Annotated in this window: 16 protein-coding genes; 6 read left to right on the forward strand and 10 right to left on the reverse strand. The window is 69.7% G+C overall.

The features are described from left to right. Positions 1-109: 109 nt before the first annotated feature. Positions 110-544 carry a hypothetical protein gene (locus tag WMF34_RS41130; protein ID WP_437991206.1) on the reverse strand — a complete coding sequence of 145 codons (435 nt, stop codon included), beginning with the start codon at positions 542-544 and terminating at the stop codon, positions 110-112. A 302-nt stretch (positions 545-846) separates the two neighbouring features. Between WMF34_RS41130 and WMF34_RS41135 the strand changes: the two genes are divergently transcribed. The 3 genes from WMF34_RS41135 (at position 847) to WMF34_RS41145 (ending at position 2910) form a co-directional block, all read left to right on the forward strand. Continuing rightward, a complete protein-coding gene (locus WMF34_RS41135; protein ID WP_012240702.1) occupies positions 847-1653 on the forward strand; it encodes an SDR family oxidoreductase in 807 nt (268 codons plus the stop codon). Between the two features lie 120 nt (positions 1654-1773). After that, positions 1774-2211, forward strand: a complete 438-nt coding sequence (locus WMF34_RS41140; RefSeq protein WP_437994701.1) for a heavy-metal-associated domain-containing protein — start codon at positions 1774-1776, stop codon at positions 2209-2211. 339 nt (positions 2212-2550) lie between these two features. After that, positions 2551-2910: a four-helix bundle copper-binding protein gene (locus WMF34_RS41145; RefSeq protein WP_231864519.1), complete on the forward strand. Its 360-nt coding sequence runs from the start codon at positions 2551-2553 to the stop codon at positions 2908-2910. A gap of 57 nt (positions 2911-2967) precedes the next feature. Here WMF34_RS41145 and WMF34_RS41150 read toward each other — a convergent pair whose 3' ends face one another. The 8 genes from WMF34_RS41150 to WMF34_RS41185 form a co-directional block, all read right to left on the reverse strand. Further along, complete coding sequence (locus WMF34_RS41150) at positions 2968-6435, reverse strand: efflux RND transporter permease subunit (RefSeq protein ID WP_012240704.1); 3468 nt, start codon at positions 6433-6435, stop codon at positions 2968-2970. Beyond that, on the reverse strand, positions 6425-7717 hold the full coding sequence (locus WMF34_RS41155; protein ID WP_012240705.1) for an efflux RND transporter periplasmic adaptor subunit: 1293 nt from the start codon (positions 7715-7717) through the stop codon (positions 6425-6427). The genes WMF34_RS41150 and WMF34_RS41155 overlap by 11 nt, the downstream gene beginning before the upstream one ends. After that, complete coding sequence (locus tag WMF34_RS41160) at positions 7714-8964, reverse strand: TolC family protein (protein ID WP_044967056.1); 1251 nt, start codon at positions 8962-8964, stop codon at positions 7714-7716. The genes WMF34_RS41155 and WMF34_RS41160 overlap by 4 nt, the downstream gene beginning before the upstream one ends. 258 nt (positions 8965-9222) lie before the next feature. Next, entirely contained in the window at positions 9223-9774 is a 552-nt protein-coding gene (locus WMF34_RS41165; protein ID WP_231864520.1) for a DUF305 domain-containing protein, read from the reverse strand. A 439-nt stretch (positions 9775-10213) separates the two neighbouring features. Beyond that, complete coding sequence (locus WMF34_RS41170; RefSeq protein WP_012240708.1) at positions 10214-10381, reverse strand: hypothetical protein; 168 nt, start codon at positions 10379-10381, stop codon at positions 10214-10216. Then, positions 10378-10482 carry a helix-turn-helix domain-containing protein gene (locus tag WMF34_RS41175; RefSeq protein ID WP_157907271.1) on the reverse strand — a complete coding sequence of 35 codons (105 nt, stop codon included), beginning with the start codon at positions 10480-10482 and terminating at the stop codon, positions 10378-10380. The genes WMF34_RS41170 and WMF34_RS41175 overlap by 4 nt, the downstream gene beginning before the upstream one ends. A gap of 182 nt (positions 10483-10664) precedes the next feature. After that, positions 10665-12068, reverse strand: coding sequence for a multicopper oxidase family protein (locus WMF34_RS41180; protein ID WP_012240709.1), 1404 nt, complete (start codon positions 12066-12068; stop codon positions 10665-10667). Further along, a complete protein-coding gene (locus tag WMF34_RS41185; protein ID WP_012240710.1) occupies positions 12065-12541 on the reverse strand; it encodes a hypothetical protein in 477 nt (158 codons plus the stop codon). Before WMF34_RS41185 ends, WMF34_RS41180 begins: the two co-directional genes overlap by 4 nt. A 421-nt stretch (positions 12542-12962) precedes the next feature. Here WMF34_RS41185 and WMF34_RS41190 point away from each other — a divergent pair, with 421 nt between their 5' ends. Continuing rightward, positions 12963-14471 carry a multicopper oxidase family protein gene (locus WMF34_RS41190; protein WP_012240711.1) on the forward strand — a complete coding sequence of 503 codons (1509 nt, stop codon included), beginning with the start codon at positions 12963-12965 and terminating at the stop codon, positions 14469-14471. Positions 14472-14753: 282 nt separating this feature from the next. Then, positions 14754-15332, forward strand: coding sequence for a hypothetical protein (locus WMF34_RS41195; protein WP_012240712.1), 579 nt, complete (start codon positions 14754-14756; stop codon positions 15330-15332). A gap of 278 nt (positions 15333-15610) precedes the next feature. Here WMF34_RS41195 and WMF34_RS41200 read toward each other — a convergent pair whose 3' ends face one another. After that, entirely contained in the window at positions 15611-16252 is a 642-nt protein-coding gene (locus WMF34_RS41200) for a TetR/AcrR family transcriptional regulator (protein WP_437991207.1), read from the reverse strand. Positions 16253-16315: 63 nt separating this feature from the next. Here WMF34_RS41200 and WMF34_RS41205 point away from each other — a divergent pair, with 63 nt between their 5' ends. Continuing rightward, positions 16316-17185, forward strand: coding sequence for a sterol desaturase family protein (locus tag WMF34_RS41205; RefSeq protein ID WP_437991208.1), 870 nt, complete (start codon positions 16316-16318; stop codon positions 17183-17185). Positions 17186-17208: the final 23 nt, after the last annotated feature.

Here is a 17208-nt window from a genome sequence, read left to right on the forward strand (position 1 = left end):
GTGAAGGTAGAGCGCTGCCGGCGCGGCGGCCGCACGGGCGCGACCGTCGCTGGAGGAGCGTGCAGGCTTGATGTAGAAGGCCGTCGGGGCAGGGGGCTGCGGCCGCTGGCTACCCGACCGATGCCGGCCCGATGACGACGGCAGACGATGGGGATCGGGGGCTGCTCTGCTTCTCGACGGTGATGAGCAGCTCGAAGTCGGCATGCGGTACGCTCATCTGGGCCAGCTTGCCTCTTCGGCTGTTAGCATTGTAGTCGAGCACTCCGACCCGTTTCCACGGGGACTCGGGGCTCGGGCGCTGCCAGACGACGAAGTGGCTGCTGCCGGCCTCGATCCGCTCGGGCGGCGGGAGGTGAACGACGTCCACCAGCAGCCGTGTGGTCGCGGCGTCGGAGTCGATGTCGGCGGTGATGTGCGCATCGGCGCCGGGCGCGAGCCGCGTGCCCTGAATGGTCTGCTCGCTCGGGCCGCCACAGCCCGCGAGCGCCATGCTCGCGAGAAGACCGAGCGTGAGCCCTGGCCGGCCGCCGATCCGCCGTCCCATGTCAACGTGCTTCATATCGCCACCTCGATCGCCTCTCTGCTTCCCGGCGGCCCCGCTGTCCTCGTCGGGCGTCGCGTCCGGGCTGGCCGGTGTCACAGCCTCTCGGCCGCATCGTGATAATTCGAGCAAGCGTCGTGCCGAGGTGGGATGTGCATCGGCGGGTGGCGGAGAGACGAGCACATCCACGGCCGCGCGATCGCGCTGCTCCAGGAGGATGTCCGGCGGCCCGGACGCGCGGCACGAGGGCGCCGGAGGTCGCTCGGCGCGCGCACAGCTGATATAGCTCCGCCCAGGACATCGCAATGAGTGCCACCATGACGGCTCAGCCTCCCATCGTCTTCATCACCGGCGCCTCCTCCGGCTTCGGCGCCGCCATCGCCCGACGCTTCGCCGGCCTGGGCGCGCGCCTGGTCCTCGCCGCCCGCCGCTACGAGCGCCTGGAGGCGCTCGCCGCGGAGCTCTCGGACAGCCGCATCGCCGGCCCGGCTGGCGCGCGCGCGCCGGCGATCCACCTGATCCGGCTGGACGTCCGCGACCGCGGCGCGGTCGACAAGGCCATCGCCGAGCTCCCGCCCGAGTTCTCCGAGGTGACCGTGCTGGTCAACAACGCAGGCGGCGCGCTCGGGCTGTCGCCGGCGCACGAGGCCGATCTGAACGACTGGGAGGAGATGATCGACACCAACGTCAAAGGCTTGCTTTACTGCACCCGGGCGCTGCTGCCCGGCATGGTGGCGCGCGACCGCGGGCACATCATCAACATCGGCTCGGTCGCCGCGGAGACGCCGTACCCCGGGAGCAACGTCTACGGCGCGTGCAAGGCGTTCGTCGCGCAGTTCTCGCTGAACCTGCGCTCCGACATCCTCGGCAGTCGGGTGCGCGTCACAGACATCGAGCCCGGCATGGCGGAGACGGAGTTCTCGGTGGTGCGCTTCAAGGGAGACCAGGAGAAGGCCGCCGCCGTGTACCGCGGCGTGAAGCCGCTCTCGGCCGAGGACATCGCCGAGTCCGTCGTGTGGTGCGCGATGCTCCCGGAGCACGTCAACGTGAACCGGCTGGAGCTGATGCCCGTGATGCAGGCGTTCGCCGGCTTCGCCGTCAAGAGGAGCTGAGGCGCGCGGCGCACAGGCTCACGCCGGCTCGATCCACGCACGCGCCTGGCCAGGCTCGCCGCTGTCGCCACCCGGTAGCCACTCGCCGTAACCCTGTTTGCGAGCTGAGCGGGGCTGACCCTGCGCAAGCGCGAGGCAGCGCCGCGGCAAGGGCGGCCCGGCTGCTGGGCGCGCCGGAGCTCGCGACCTGACCTTCATCGGGCCACGAGCCCCGGGCACTGCGTCTGCGTCCGGCGCGTCGAGCGGGCCTTGCTCGCGATCCCGGGCGTCAGCGACGCGAAGGTCAACCTTGTGACCCGCACGACCACAGTCACGTTCGACCCGTCGGCCGCATCCACGGCGGGTCATCGTTCTGCCCGAGCTGAAGGCAGGGGAGCTCAAATTCGAGTGCGGCATGGGGATGATCAAGGGCACCATCGCCGTCGCGCCGAGGAAGTGACCATCGGACGGAAGCGGCCCCTGGCTCACGGCGAGCGAGCCCTCCAGCGGGCGCGGGCCGCGTGCTCGCACCAGCGCACCGGCTGCGAACGGCGACTGCCTGGTCGCTCGGATAGATGAATGTGACCATGCAGGGCACACCGATCCCATCGCCCCCTCTCGAATCCCATCCGCCCAAACCTGTTCCAAGCAGCGCTCTGTGAGCAGCCTAGACGCATGGGCGCGCAGGATGGCACGAACACATCCGCGATATCAGATGCTTGTTCAGCCTTCTTCCGAGCCGCGTATGCGGAGCGCTCTGACATGACGAACCCGGTCGCTTCAGCAAGTCTGTCGCCTCGCCGGCCGGCCGCATGTCAGGCGAGCGCGCACGAGACGAGCCCACGAGGCACCGAGAAGCATCGTTGAATGAGGGGGGGACACATGGCACACCAGGGATTCACTCTGAGCACCGCTTTCGTGAACACGGCCAGCGAGACCCAGAGCTGCGAGTCGATCTGCGTCCAGACGATCCAGCACTGCCTCCAGATGGGAGGCTCGCACGCGGAGGCTTCCCACATCCAGCTCCTGCAGGATTGCGCCAAGATCTGCGAGACGACCGCGACGTTCCTGATGCGCGGCTCGCCGCAACACAACCAGGTCACGGCCGCGTGCGCGAGCATCTGCGAGCTCTGCGCCCAGAGCTGTGACAAGTTCACGGGTGACGCGCAGATGAAGGCCTGCGCCGACGAGTGCCGCCGCTGCGCCGCCGCGTGCAAGCAGGTCGCGCAGCTGCGGCCGGGCGGGGCAGCCGGCGCGGGACACCACAGCGTTCCCTGAGACCGACCAGGGCGCCGCGCGGGGCGGCGCTGAACGGAGCGACCTTGCGCAGCGCTGTCAACCCTGCGCGGCTTCCTCCGCCGCGGCCAGCGCTGGAGCCACAGCAGGCGGCGCCGCGGGCGTGGCCCGGCGGAGCTCGAGGCTCCTCCACACCACGTACATCGCGGGGATCACCAAGAGCGTCAGCAGCGTGAGCGAGACCAGGCCTCCCCACATGGGCGCGGCGATGCGCTTGGCCACGTCGGACCCGACGCCATCGTCGAGCAGCACGGGGAGCAGACCGAACACGTTGGTGAGCACCGTCATCAGGAGCGGGCGGACGCGCTTCGCGCCCGCCTCCAGCGAGACCTGGATGAGGTCGTCGACGCTTGCCAGCGTGCCGGCTTCACGCCCCCTGGTCCAGGCCTCGTCGAGGTAGACGATCATGACGCTCGCGGTCTCGGCGGCGACGCCGAGGAGCGCGATCATCCCGACCCACACGGCGATCGACGTGTTGAAGCCAGCGGCGTAGAGCGTCCAGATCGCGCCCACCGCGGCGAACGGCACGCCGGTCATCACGAGGAGCGTCTGCGCTGCGCCGTTGAAGTTCAGATAAAGGATCACGAAGACGATGCCGATCGTGAGCGGCAGGATGTACGCGAGGCGCTCTCGCACGCGCTCGAGCAGCTCGTACTGGCCGGTCCACTTGAGATAGTACCCCGCGGGGAGCTCGACATCTCGCGCGACGGCTACCTTTGCCGACTCCACGTAACCGCCGATGTCGCTCGTGGAGGTGTCGATGTAGATCCAGCCTGTGAGCGAGCCCATCTCGCTCTTGATCATCGGCGGCCCCATGACCGTATCGATCCTGGCGAGCTGCCCGAGCGGGACGAACGCCGCGCGCGCCGGCCCCTCTGCCTGGCCCCTCGCCACGGCGGCGCCCCCGCCCATCGCGCTCCCGCCCATCGAGCCGCCCCCGCCGGCAGCGAGGCCCGCAATCTCGGCCGGCGAGGGTGCGCCTCTCATCGCGTCGCCGCCCATGGAGCTCGCAGCCATCCCTCCTCCGGAGCTCATGGCCGCCGCGCCCCCCATCGGCGCCGGGGCGCTCCCGACCGGCAGTGGGCGCGGCGACAGCGGGGTGACCGGGACCGGCACATCGCGCAGCGCCTCGATGTTGTCCCGGAGCTCCCTCGGATAACGCACGCTCACCCGGTAGCGCTCGCGCCCTTCGAACGTGGTGTCGACATCCATCCCGCCGATCGTGCTCTCCACCACGTCGAGCACGTCGCGCACGCTGAGGCCGTACCGGGCGATGGCTTGTCGGTCGGGCGTGATGTCGAGAAAGAAGCCGCCGAGCTCGCGTTCCGCGTAGACGCTCCGCGTTCCGGGCACGTCCCTGAGCACGCGCTCCAGGTCGTCGTCGATCCTGCTGATGACCTCGAGGTCCGGCCCGAAGACCTTGACCCCGATCGGCGTCCGGATCCCCGTCGCGAGCATGTCGATCCGCGCCTTGATGGGCATCGTCCACGCGCCCTGCACGCCCGGGGTCGCCGTCTTCTGCTCGAGCTCGGCCACGAGCTTCTCCTGGGTCAAACCCGGCCGCCACGCGTTCTTGGGCTTGAGCCGCACGACGGTCTCGAACATCGAGAGCGGGGCCGGATCGAGCGCGGTCTCGGCGCGGCCCGCCTTGCCGAACACGCGCTCGACCTCGGGCACAGTCCGGATCTGCGCGTCCTGCCAGGCCAGGAGACGCCGGGCCTCGGCGATCGGGATGCCCGGCACCGTGACCGGCATGAAGAGCAGGTCGCCCTCCTCGAGCGGCGGCATGAACTCCGATCCCAGGCGCGACATCGGGTAGACCGTGGCGCCCATGAGCCCGACCGCGACCGCGATGACCATCCCACGGCGACGCAGGCACGCCCGCAGCACGGGTCGATAGGCCGCGATGCAGAGGCGGTTGATCGGGTTCCTCTGCTCCGGCGTGATCCGGCCCCGGAGGAACGTCACCATCAACGCAGGTACCAGCGTGACCGCGAAGAGCGACGCGAACGCCATCGAGAAGGTCTTGGCCAGGGCGAGCGGCCGGAAGAGCCGGCCTTCCTCGCCCTCGAGGGTGAAGACCGGCAAAAAGGCGATGGTGAGCACGAGCAGCGCCCCGAACATCGAGGGCCCGAGCTCGCGCGCGGCGCCGATGACGATCTCCGCGCGCGGGATCTTGCGCCCTTCCCGCTCCGCCGCCTCGATCTTCCGGTGCGCGTTCTCGACCAGCACGCAGGCGGAGTCGACCATGTCGCCCAGCGCCAGGATGATCCCGGCGAGCGACATGATGTTGATCGATAGATCCAGCACATAAAAAGCGATGAACGTCGCGGCCGTCGCGACCGGGAGCGCGATGGCGGCCACCAGGGCGGAGCGCAGATGGAAGAGGAAGACGAAGATGACCAGGATGACCACACCCAGGATCTGGACCAGGTTGGTCGAGAGCGTCTTCACCGAGCCGACGATGAGCTCGCTCCGGTCGTAGACGGGCACGATCTTCACGCCGGCCGGCAGCGAGCCCCTCACCTCCTCGAGCTTGCTCTTGACCCGATCGATGACGTGGAGCGCGTTCTCCCCGTGGCGCATCACCACGATGCCGCCCACGACCTCACCGCGCCCGTCGAGCTCGGCCACGCCGCGGCGGAGGTTGCCGCCCACGGTCACGTCGGCCACGTCGCGGACGCGGATCGGCGTGCCGCGCGTGTCGGTCGCGACCACCGCGTCATCGAGATCCTCCCTGGCGCGCACGTAGCCCCGGCCGCGGAGCACATACTCGTGCTGCGCCATCTCGATGACGCGCCCGCCCACCTCGGTGTTGGCCCCGCGGACGGCCGCGGCGACCTGCCCCACGGACACGCCCCTCGCCTTCATCCGCGCCGGGTCGACCTGGATCTGGTACTCCTTCTCGAAGCCGCCCACGCTCGCGACCTCGGCGACCCCTTCCAGGCCCTGGAGCCAGTAGCGAAGGTGCCAGTCCTGGAACGAGCGCAGCTCCTGCAGGTTGTGCGTCCCGCTCTCGTCGACGAGGGCATACTGGTAGACCCATCCCACGCTGGTCGCGTCCGGGCCGATCTGAGGCGTAACGCCCTCGGGCAGGCTGTCCTTCACCTTGGCGAGCTGCTCGACGACGCGGGATCGTGCCCAGTAGATGTCCGTCCCGTCCTTGAAGACGACATAGACGAAGCTCATCCCGAACATCGTGAAGCCGCGGACGGTCTTGACGCTGGGCGCGCCCAGGAAGGACGTGACGACGGGATAGGTGACCTGATCCTCGATGAGGGTCGGGCTGCGGCCCATCCACTCGGTCGCCACGATGACCTGGGTGTCAGAGAGATCCGGCAGCGCGTCAAGCTGGGTGCGCCGTGCGCTGAACAGCCCGAACAGGGTGAGCGCCGCGGCGACGAGGAAGATGAAAAATCGCTTCCGCGCGGAGAAGTCGATGAGGCGCGCGATGGCGCCGGTCGGCGCCGCCTCCGCGTCCTCCGGGCGCGGCTGCTCAGTGGACATGGCCGCCCTTCGGAGCGCTCGAGGCCTGGAGCCGGCTCTCGGAGTCGAGGAGGAACTGCGCCCCTGTCGCCACCCGCTCTCCCGCGGAGAGGCCTGCGTCGACCCGGTAGCGATCGCCGATCAGCGGGCCGAGCTTCACCTCGCGCGGTTCCGCCCGATCCCCCTGAACGACGAAGGCGATGGCGCGCGTGCCGGTCCGGATCACCGCGCTCTCTGGGACAGAGAGTCCCTCGCCGAGCGCCAGATCCATGTTCACGGAGACGAACGCGCCTGGCCGGAGCGAGCCGTCGCTGTTGTCGAGCTCGAACCGGATCTTCATCGTGCGCGTCGCCTCGTCCACCGTCGGCGGGACGAACGCGACCGGCGCATGGAGCGCCCCTTCGCGCCCCTCCACGCTGAGGTGCGCGTGATCCCCGGCGCGAACATACGGCACATCGCGCTCGTACACGTCGGCCAGCACCCAGACGCGGGACAGGTCCGAGATGGTGTAGAGCTCCAGCGAGGGCTCCACGAACATGCCGTCCACGGCCTGCTTCGCAACGACGACCCCGGCGCGGGGCGCGGTGAGGGCGAAGGTGCGCTGAGGCTGCCGGGTCGCCTCGAGCCGCGCGATCTCCGCCTTCGGCACGTCCCAGAGCGAGAGGCGCCGACGCGCGGCGCCGAGGAGCTGCTCCTGCGCGCGCCGCTCCGCGGCCCCGAACTCTCCCGCAGGCGTGGGACCTCCCGCGGCGCGCTCGAGCAGCGCGACGAACTCCAGCTCCGCCGCGAAGACCTCCTGGCTGTAGAGCGAGCAGAGCACCTGCCCGGCCGAGACCTTGCGGCCGACGAAGTCGACGGCGACGCGCTCGATGAAGCCCCGGACCTTCGCGTGCACGTGCGCCGAGCGCGTCTCGTCCAGCGCGACGACGCCCACCGTGCGCAGAGGCCTCTTGAGCTCCCGCGCCTCGACCGAGGCCGTGCTGAGCGAGAGGCCGCCGAGGCGCGCCGGATCCAGCGCGACCGGGGCGTAGCCCGCCGGAGTCATCGGCGTGCCCGGCCCCTCCTTGGCGCGGCCTTCGGCGGGCTCGGCCCCCTGCTGCGCCCCATGACCAGCGTGGGCGTCGCCTCCGGCGGGCTCGGCCCCCTGTGCCCTGTGACCAGCGTGGGGATCGATCGGCGCCGGTGCCGGCGCGGGGGTCGAGGCCGCGTGCGCGGCGTGGCCGTCATCGGTTGCGGGCGACGGAGCCTTGCAGCCGAGTAGCGCCACCGAGGCAGCGAGCAAGAGGGAATGAGTCCGCTTCATTGTCCATCTCCACCGAGCGGCTCGCCCACGGCCCGCTCGAGCTCTGCAAGGGCGATCTCGCGGCGCACCATCGCCTCGGCGACGGCGAGCTCCGCGCTCTGGAGGGCGCGCCGCGCGTCGAGCACAGCGACGAGATCCGCCGCCGCCGTGCCGTAGCCCGCGATCGCGGCCTCGAAGCTCTCGCGCGCCTTCGGCAGCGCCACCGCGCGCAGGAGATCCATCTGCCGGGTCGCGGCCTGCGCCCGGTGCCAGGCGCCGGCGACCTCGGACGCGATCATCGCGCGCATCTCCGCCTGGTCCTCCGCGGCGCCCTCCGCGCGCGCGTCGAAGGCGCGGGCGAGGTGTCCCTGCTTGGCGACGCCGAAGAGCGGGATCGTGGCCCCGATCATCGCGCCGAACGACGGCGCAGCGCCGATGTTCTGGTTGAGCCACACGCCGGTCATGAGGTCCGGATACGGCTCCTTGCGCGCCACCGCCGCCATCGCCTGCGCCTCGGCGCGCATCGCCGCCATCCCCTTGAGCTCGGGCCGCGCCGCACCGGCCCGTCCGGCGAGCGCCGCGAGCCCGCCCGAGGGCATCGGGGAGTGCGCTTCGCTCGGATCGGCGATCGCCGTGTCGACAGGCCGGTTCCTGAGCGCGTTCAGCATGGCCACCATGGCGGCGCGCTCGCCCTCCAGGTTGACGAGCTCCACGTCGATCGCCGCGACCTCCACCTGCGCGCGCGCCACGTCGTGGTGGCCGGTCTGGCCCGCGGCGTAACGCCCGAGCGCCGCGCCCGCGATCTGGACCGCGAGGCCGCGCCCGGCGCGGGTCACCTCACGGCGCTTCGCGTTGAGGAGAAGCATGAAATAGGCGCGCTTCGCCTCGAGACGCAGGTCGAGCCGGCGGACCGCGAGCTCCGCCGCGGCGCTCTTCTCCTGCTGCTCCACCGGCCGGCGCATCAGCTCGAGCTTCCCGGGCCAGGGGACCATCTGCGAGAGCTCGTACCGGATCATGGGCATCTCCGCGCCCATCGGGACGCGATCGACCATCACGCTGGCCGCGGGATCGGGCCACGCGCCCGCCGCCGCGGCCTCGTCCTGGAACGCGCGCCGGCGCAGCGTGCCCGCGCGCAGCGAGGGGCTGCGGGCGAGGACGTCGGCGACGATCGCGGCGAGCCCGGCATCCTCGGCCTGCGCGGCCTGCGCGGCCTGCGCGTCGCCAAGCGACGCCAGCGCGAGCACGGCGGCGAACAGTCGCGACTTCATGCCGGAGGCGACAGCACAGGGTGTGCCGCATGGCCTTCGCCGGTCCTCGCCGGTGCCCCTCGTGGGGGAGGCGCAGGGCTTGCGCGATGCGCGCGAGGTGCGCGCCTTATCCGGCGGTGACCCTCGGGCTCCGTGGGCGGCTGTGACCATCTCGGTCACGTTGCCCACCCTGATGTGGCCGTATCTGCTTCCCCTCGTCGAGGCTCGCCTCGGCCCGGCGTTACCGCTGCTCTGTCGAGAGCGCCGCCGGCGCGGCTGCTACTCTTCCGGGTACCACGCCGCGCGCCACGCCTTCATCTGGTCGATCTCCCGCTGCTGCGCCTCGATGATGCCGGAGGCGAGCGTCTTGATCTCGGCGTGCTCGGCCTTCTGCAGGGCCACCTCGGCGGCGTCGATCGCCATCTCGTGGTGCGGGATCATTGCGTCGATGAACGCCCTGTCGAACGGCTCCGCCGTCTTCAACTCCTCGTTGGCCTGCACCATGTCCATCATCGCGTCGTGCTCCATGCCAGGGAGCATGGGCATCTCGTCCACGGGCGGCGTCTCTGCGCTCCCGTACCACTGCTCGCGCCAGCTCTTCAGCTGACTGACTTCCTGGTTCTGGGCCGAGATGATGTCGTCGGCCATCGCCTTCAGCTCCGGGTGCTCGGCGCGCTCCTGAGCGGTCTCGGCCATCATCACGGCGCCCTCGTGGTGAGGCGTCATCATGTCGACGAACTGCCGATCGAACGGCGCCGCGGCCATCTCGCCGCCGCCCGCTGCCTGGTGCTCGCCGTGGCCGTCCGACGAGGACTTGCTGCACGCGCTCACGAGGACAGAGCTTCCAGCGATGAGGAGGACGGCGAGACCGGGGATCGCGCGTTGCCTCCGCCGCTCCGGCGCGCGTTGGCGCAAGGGAGAACCGGCGCGGCGTTCACGGGGAGCGGCGCGCGTCACATCGGACTGGACAGGTCGTTCGTAGGGACTCTGAGCCATGGGATCCTCCGTGGTTGGGGACGCCACCGCTGATCCACCTCTGATGCGAAAGCGGTGCCGCTCGCCCTGCCCTGGAACCAAGGTCTCCGCGAGCGTTCAGCCGCTCGCGGAGCGCGTCGTCACCGGGTCAAGGTGGCCTCACGTGTGGCGTAGATGCTCGTCGAAACAACGGTGTGGCCGCCCGGGTCACATGCGTTCACCCCGGATGGCACCGCCCGCCAGGGCTTTGACGCCCGCGCAGCTGGGCTGCTCGCCATGGGCTGTGCCAGGCCTCTCATGGACGTGGTGGTCCGAGCAGCGCGGACGCGAAGTCCAGGAAGACCCGCACCCTCGGGATGACGTGCCGCGGGCTCTGGTAGAGCGCGTGGATGGGACGCTCGTCCACGGCGAACTCATCGAGCACGGTGACCAGCGCCCCCGACGCGAGCTCGGGCGCGATCATGAAGTCGCCGAGGCGGTGATATGCAGCGACCGCGCCGCGCGGGTGATGCTCCCGAGCTCGGCGACCCGCACGAATGCCTCGATGTTCGCCAGGGAGTCCACGGCGCCGACGCTACCATGCCGCGAGGCGCCCTCGATTCGTGCGCGTCACGCACGAGTCCTGTTCACGGGATGCGATCGACCCGCCCCCGCGCGCCGGGTAATCCCTGCTCATGCCGCGGGCGCCCTTCGACCAGGTGAGGAAAGGCGCCCGCGCGACCTCAAGGCCTCAAGGCGCGGAGTCCTCAGGGCTCGACGTGGATCTCGCCCATCATGCCTCGCTCGGTGTGCTCGAGGATGTGGCAGTGATACATCCACATGCCCGGCTCATCGAAGCGCGTCACGATGCGCACGGTGGACCGCTGCGGCAGGATCACGGTATCCTTGTTGGCGAGCTCCTCGTCGGCCACCGGCACGTCGTCCCTGGCCAGGACCTGGAAGAAGAAGCCGTGCAGGTGGAACGGGTGGTCCATCTCCGCGTCGTTCTTCAGGTCATAGACATGGACCGATCCCTCCTGGACGTCGATCGGCGGCACGTCCGGGAACGCCTTGCCATCGATCGTGAACGTCAGCTTGCCGTCGACATACCCCTCGTCGAACGTGATCGTCGCTTCCGCCGGCCCGCCCGGTAGCCGCTCGATGGCGGGGCCCGTCTCGGGGAGCGTGCGCCCGGACAGCCCGGGCCCCTCGCCGATCCGCACCCTGGCGAGCGGCATCGGCTCGGCCAGTCCGGTGTGGTGCCCGCGCTCGTAGGCTTCGTTCATCAGGGTGAGCTCCGTTCCCGGCTCGCCGTCGGCGATCAACAGCACGTCGTAGCGCTCGCCGGGAGAGACCAGGAGCCTCTCGGTGTCGTACGGCTGCGGGATCAGCCCGCCGTCGGTGCCGATGACGCGGAACGTGTGGCCCGGGAGCGCCAGGTTGAAGAAGCGCCCGTTCGCCACGTTGACGATCCGGAGACGCGTGAGCCCGCCCGGCTGCACGTCGAGCGCTGGCATCACCTCGCCGTTGACGAGCACGACGTTGCCCTCGCGGCCCATCATGATCGTGTCGTCGTCGAGCTCTTCATTGAAGGTCCCATCCTTGTTCAGGAACACGTCCCCGAGCACGGCGATCTTCTCGACATCGGCCTCCGGCTCGTTCGGTCCGCGCACGCGGATCAGGCCGAAGAGACCCTTCTGGATCTGCTCCGGCTCCATCACGTGCGGGTGGAACCAGTAAAACCCCGCGTCCCGCAGCGTGAACTGGTACGTAAACGTCTCGCCTGGCGCGATCGGCTCCTGCACGGCCATCACGCCGTCCATCTCGTTGGGCACCCGGACGCCGTGCCAGTGGATGGTCGTCTCTTCCGGCAGGCTGTTCTTGAAGTGGACGATCAGCGTGTCGCCCACGTTCGCCTCGATCAGCGGCCCGGGGACCGTACCGTTGTAGGCCCAGACCGTGGTGGTCGTGCCCTCCAGGTAGGCCTTCTCTGCCTCCCTGGCCTCGAGATCGACCTCGACGATCCTGGGATCGGGGTTCCTGTCGGGCACGACGGCGGGCTCGCCCCAGGCATCGGGCACGGGCGGCTCCTCTGCCTGCTCGGCGGCGCACCCGGCCGCGAGCAGCGATAGCAATGCGACGCCCGCAAGAGCACGCGAAAGCCGTATCATGGCGCGCTCTCCTCGTCGGTGGGGTTGCCGGACATCTCGTTCGAGTACTCGGAGTAGACCTCGCCCACCTTACAGCGGAGACGGTACGTGTACTCCGTGTCCTCCGTCGCCGCTGAGTCCATGTAGGCCTTCTTCGACCCTGCGACGGTGAAGGCGACGGCGTACTCGTTCGCCGGGTCCTTGCGCTCGGCCTCGATCTGATCGCACTCCGGCTGTGGCACCCACTCGACGTGAAGTACGTCGAGCATCGGCATCACGAACGACAGGACCGGCGCGTCGGGCGCCGTCACCGCAGGCCCGCCGCCGCTCCCGCCGCCTTCTCCAGTGCCGCCGTGTCCCCCCGTGCCGTCCGCCGCTCCCGCGCCGCCACCCCCGCCCGTACCGTGGGCATGAGGGCTTTCCGTCTCCGAGCCTCCGCACGCGGCAAGGGCGATGCTGACGGCGGCGAGGCCGATGAGGCGAGAGTAAGCCATGACTGAGTCTCCTTGTGGGTTCCTGGTGTCCTCTGAATGTAACCCATTTGGTCACAGCGGCGAGGTGCCGCAGGATGCCGCCGCTTGTTCTAGGCACCAGCGGGCCAACCGTGACGCGCGGACACATTTTTTGTCGCCCGCTGCCCCGGCGGCGATGCCCGCTCCGTTCTTCGATCCGTCCGCTCACCGGCGCGGCGCATGGCCGGGCTGGCCACCGAGCCTGTCGCGGTGGTCGTGGTGATCGCGCCCGAGGCAGACGAGCTGAGCCACCGCGCTCGCCTGTAATGCGGCGGAGGCACGCGCGTCGTCCACGCAGGACTGAAAGAAGAACCCTTCATGTGCTACGCGACCGACCGCTGGAACGCCCCCCGGGGTCGGCTTCCACGAGCACCATGGAACGTGAACGAAAGGACACGAGACGATGGCGACGGCATTGCGGCGGTATCCGCTGATCATCGGCGCCACGCTCGCCGCCGGGATCGCGGCGGCGTTGCTTCTCCGGCCCCATCCTCCCTGGCGCGCACCGGAGCGCGGCGCCGCGTCGGCCAGCGCCGTGCCCGCCGGCGGCAGCCCCCTGAGCGCGCAGGTGCGCGAGTTCGAGGGATCTTACCCGGAGGCGGCGTCGCCGACCGGCGTTGTCCGCGACGTCGCGCTCGAGGCCGCCCCGGCTACCCTGCCGCTGCTCGACGGGCAGCCCCTGGACGTCTGGGCCTACAACGTCCAGGTCCCCGGGCCGACAATCCGCGTCCGCCTCGGCGAGCGGCTCCGCGTGACGTTCACGAACCGGCTCGCGCGGCCGACCACCGTGCACTGGCACGGCGTGCGCCTCCCGAACGCGATGGACGGCGTGCCCGGCGTCACGCAGCCGGCCGTGCCGCCGGGAGGGACCTTCGTCTACGAGTTCGTCCCCAAGGACGCCGGAACGTTCTGGTTCCACCCGCATCTGAGGAGCAGCGAGCAGGTCGAACGCGGCCTGTACGGCGTCCTGGTGGTCGAGGACCCGGTGCCCCCGCCCTACTCGCGCGACATCGTCTGGGTGCTCGACGACTGGCGCATCCGAGAGGGCGCGATCGATCCGCAGTTCAACACGCCGCACGACCTCATGCACGACGGTCGCTGGGGCAACGTCATCACCGTCAACGGAAGCATCGACGAGCGCCTCACCGTCCGGCCCGGCGAGCGGATCCGCCTCCGGCTCCTCAACGCGGCGAACGGGCGGGTCTTCGCGCCGGACTTCTCCGGCCTCGACGCGCGGGTCATCTCGGTCGACGGGCTGTACACCGCCAAGCCGCTCGACCCCGCGGGGTTCGAGCTCGCGCCTGGCAACCGGATCGACCTCGACATCACCATCCCGGCGTCCGCGGCGGGCCGTCAGTTCAGCGTCGTCGACCGCTTCACCCGGCGCCCGAACGCGCTCGCCTCGATCGACGTGAGCCAGGGAGCAGCGGTGCGGACCCCCGCCTTCCCCTCGCCGGCAGCAGCCCACGTGGCCCCGTGGCGCGATACAGAGGCGATCGCGCCGCGACTGGAATACCGGCTGGCCGCGAGGAGAGGCGGTGAGTTCGGGATCGAATGGACGCTCAACGGTGCAGCGGCTCGCCATGCTCACGACACGGAGGCGTCGACCGCGGAAGGTGATGGGCACGAAGTCTCGGTGCTGCCGCGCCGGGAGTGGAGCAAGCTCCGGTTCGTCAACGACTCTGGCCGGCTCCACCCGATCCACCTTCACGGGATGTTCTTCAAGGTCCTGAGCCGCAACGGCCGACCCGCGGACGAGCCGTTCTTCCGCGACACCGTGCTGGTCCACGGGCGTGAGACCGTCGACGTCGGCGTGGTCCCTCTCGACGAGGGGCGCTGGATGCTCCATTGCCACATCCTGGAGCACGCCGAGGCCGGCATGATGTCGCTGCTCGACGTGAAGTCGATGTGAACGCGTCGCCAGCCTGAAAATCGACGCGCCGGTTGTCACGCTTCGCGCCGTCGCCGCTAGTACTACAGCCGTACTTGCGGTCCATTTGCGGCTGTAGACGGGCGGACGGGCACGGATTTCTCGACGATTTTGATGTCTACAGCCGCACCTCGGACCAAGTACGGCTGTAGTACTAGAAGGGGCAGGAGGTTCGACGATGATGGACCGGCTTCGGAGATCGTGGACGAGGCAAGCGGGTCTCGCGCGCCTATGCGCGTCTTCGACTCCTGCTAGGAGGGTCCGATGGGGAGTGACTTTGACGCAGCGCGCCGCGCGGCAAGGCGCGCGTACGAGCTCGGGCGATTGCGCAGCTCCGCCCTGCGAGCGGCGATGGTCGCCGCGGTATCTGCCGCGGCCGCAGTGGTCGCCGTCGGCCCCGACGCGCTCGCATGGGTGCCCGTCACCCTGCTCGTCTGGATCTTCATCGAGTGGCGCGGGACATGGCTCCTTCGCGGCGCACGGGGTGGGCTCCTCGCGGGGCTCACGACGCTCGCTCTTCCGCTCTCCATCCTGCGCCCGTGCTGCCGCCTGGACGCGGACATGAGCTCGGGGACGTGCTGCACGATGCCGGGGGCGTGCGTCGTCGTGGGCGCGATGCTCGGTCTGTCGCTGGCCTTGGTTGTGCCGCGCGTGCCAAGCGAGCGCCGCGCCACGACAGCCATCGGTATGGTGCTCGGCGTGGGCTCGGTCGCCGCGCTTCGATGCGGTGCGCTGCTGTTCGGTGAGGCGGCCGGGCTGATCGGCGGGCTCGTGGCAGGTGTCGTTGCGGCTAACCTGGCGCGTGCATGGATGGATCGGGGTGAGCTCGGGGCCCACAGCTAGTTCCACGCGTCAGGAATCCCGCCAGAAACACCGGTCGATAACGAACGATCGCCAGAAACACTATTGGCTACCATAGCTTCCGCCTGTTTCGCGGCGAAGGGTGGCTCCGGTGTGGCCCAACGGGGCGCCCTGCGCCGCCGCGTCGCCCGCGGTGAAGGGCCCGCGGCATCACCGGTCCTACCGTACAGGCACGCTGCATGCGCTGGTTGACATAAAACACCTACGCGATCCACTCCCCTCCCGTGGTGCCTGGACGTGCTCCTCGGCGCGGTTGCGCCTCACTCCTTCCGCGTCCGTCCGCTCGCCACGGCCTGCTCGTGCGCGAGGACCCGCTGCAGCAGCGCCGTGCTCTCCTCCGCCATCCGCTCCGGTGAGCACGGCATTCCCTTGTGGATCCAGCTCGTCATCAGCCGTACCAGCGCCGCCGCCGCCGCCTCGGAGCGGAGCACGAACAGGGCCCCCTCCTCCAGCGCCAGCCGCGGAGCGTACAGGCGGCAGATGCTGCCCTGAAGGATGTCCTCCAGGGAGCGCGTCAGCACCCGCTCGCTCTTCTCCGCGGACAGGAGCTCGTGCACCAGCTCGTGCATCTCGGCGAGGTGGCGGTAAAACGGCAGGAAGTCGAGCGGACGTCCCGCATCCCGCAGGAACAGCGCTCGCAGGTGCTCGTGTCCGAACAGCAGCAGCTGCTCCTTGTTCTCGTAGTGCGAGTAGAACGTGGACCGCCCGACGTTGGCTCGATCGATGATGTCCTGGATGGACACCTCGTCATAGCCCTTCTCCAGGATCAGCGAGACCAGGGCGTCCGAGAGCAGCTTCCGGGTCTTCTGCACGCGCCGATCCGCGATCTTGCCGGCGGCCGGTGTCCTGTCGCGGCCCCTGCCCCTGTCCTCGTTTCCGGACTTTTTCGCGCTCTTGTTCATTAACGTTCAATCCGCGGCCCGTGTCGCTGGGTGGAAGAGGCGCCCGACCCCAGCATCCATCGCATGCGAGGAACGCTGATCTGGATGATGAGCCGCCTGCTTTACCCGCTGCTGCTTGCGGTGACCTTGTACATCATCTACGCCGCCGTGACGCAGGGCTGGGACCTGAGGCGCGCCCTGTGGGGCTACCTCTTCGGCCTGATCGTCTTGCTCATCACCGTCGAGCGCCTGCTGCCGCTGTCGCCAGACTGGGGCATGACCCGCCAGAGCTTCTGGCGCGACCTCAAGTACCTGCTGGCTTCCGGCGTCACCATCGCGGTGGTGCGGACCGGCTTCGGCACCCTGGCCCTGTGGCTGAGCGAGCGGCATCAGGGCCCGCTCGCCGGTGCCTCCGTGCTCCCCAGCGTGGGAATCTTCCTCGTGGTCTTCGAGCTGCTGCAGTACTGGTTCCATCGCCTCAGCCACGACGGCAACGGAGCCCTGGGGCGCTTCCTGTGGAAGGTCCACCTGGCGCATCACCTTCCGGATCGCGTGTACGTGGTGATGCACGGCGTGTTTCACCCTCTCAACGCGCTCATCTCGGCGGTGCTGATCCAGTCGACCCTGCTGATCTTGGGACTGTCGCCGCAGGCCGTCTTCGCGGCGATGTTGCTCATCGATCTCCAGACGATGGTATCGCACTTCAATGTCGACATCCGCGCCGGATTCCTGAATTACGTGTTCATCGGCACCGAGCTGCACCGCTATCATCACAGCGCCGACGTCGACGAGGCCCGGAACTTCGGGACCGTACTTCCGCTGTGGGATCTGGTCTTCGGGACGTTCCTGTACCGGCCGGACGCGGCCCCGCGCCGCCTGGGCGTCGACCGCTCCGCGGGCTATCCGCCGTCGCAGCAGTTCTGGCAGGTGCTGTCCCTGCCGTTCCGACGCTGACCTATTCGCGCCACCGGCGCCTC

This window comes from Sorangium sp. So ce145, assembly GCF_051525985.1.
Classification (GTDB): Bacteria; Myxococcota_A; Polyangia; order Polyangiales; family Polyangiaceae; genus Sorangium; species Sorangium cellulosum_B.

Excerpts from the sequence above, each read along its gene's own strand:
- WMF34_RS41130 (WP_437991206.1), bottom strand. The coding sequence starts at position 544 with ATGGGACGGCGGATCGGCGGCCGGCCAGGGCTCACGCTCGGTCTTCTC.
- WMF34_RS41135 (WP_012240702.1), top strand. The coding sequence starts at position 847 with ATGAGTGCCACCATGACGGCTCAGCCTCCCATCGTCTTCATCACCGGC.
- WMF34_RS41150 (WP_012240704.1), bottom strand. The coding sequence starts at position 6,435 with ATGTCCACTGAGCAGCCGCGCCCGGAGGACGCGGAGGCGGCGCCGACC.
- WMF34_RS41155 (WP_012240705.1), bottom strand. The coding sequence starts at position 7,717 with ATGAAGCGGACTCATTCCCTCTTGCTCGCTGCCTCGGTGGCGCTACTC.
- WMF34_RS41160 (WP_044967056.1), bottom strand. The coding sequence starts at position 8,964 with ATGAAGTCGCGACTGTTCGCCGCCGTGCTCGCGCTGGCGTCGCTTGGC.
- WMF34_RS41170 (WP_012240708.1), bottom strand. The coding sequence starts at position 10,381 with ATGATCGCGCCCGAGCTCGCGTCGGGGGCGCTGGTCACCGTGCTCGAT.
- WMF34_RS41180 (WP_012240709.1), bottom strand. The coding sequence starts at position 12,068 with ATGATACGGCTTTCGCGTGCTCTTGCGGGCGTCGCATTGCTATCGCTG.
- WMF34_RS41185 (WP_012240710.1), bottom strand. The coding sequence starts at position 12,541 with ATGGCTTACTCTCGCCTCATCGGCCTCGCCGCCGTCAGCATCGCCCTT.
- WMF34_RS41190 (WP_012240711.1), top strand. The coding sequence starts at position 12,963 with ATGGCGACGGCATTGCGGCGGTATCCGCTGATCATCGGCGCCACGCTC.
- WMF34_RS41195 (WP_012240712.1), top strand. The coding sequence starts at position 14,754 with ATGGGGAGTGACTTTGACGCAGCGCGCCGCGCGGCAAGGCGCGCGTAC.
- WMF34_RS41200 (WP_437991207.1), bottom strand. The coding sequence starts at position 16,252 with ATGAACAAGAGCGCGAAAAAGTCCGGAAACGAGGACAGGGGCAGGGGC.
- WMF34_RS41205 (WP_437991208.1), top strand. The coding sequence starts at position 16,316 with ATGCGAGGAACGCTGATCTGGATGATGAGCCGCCTGCTTTACCCGCTG.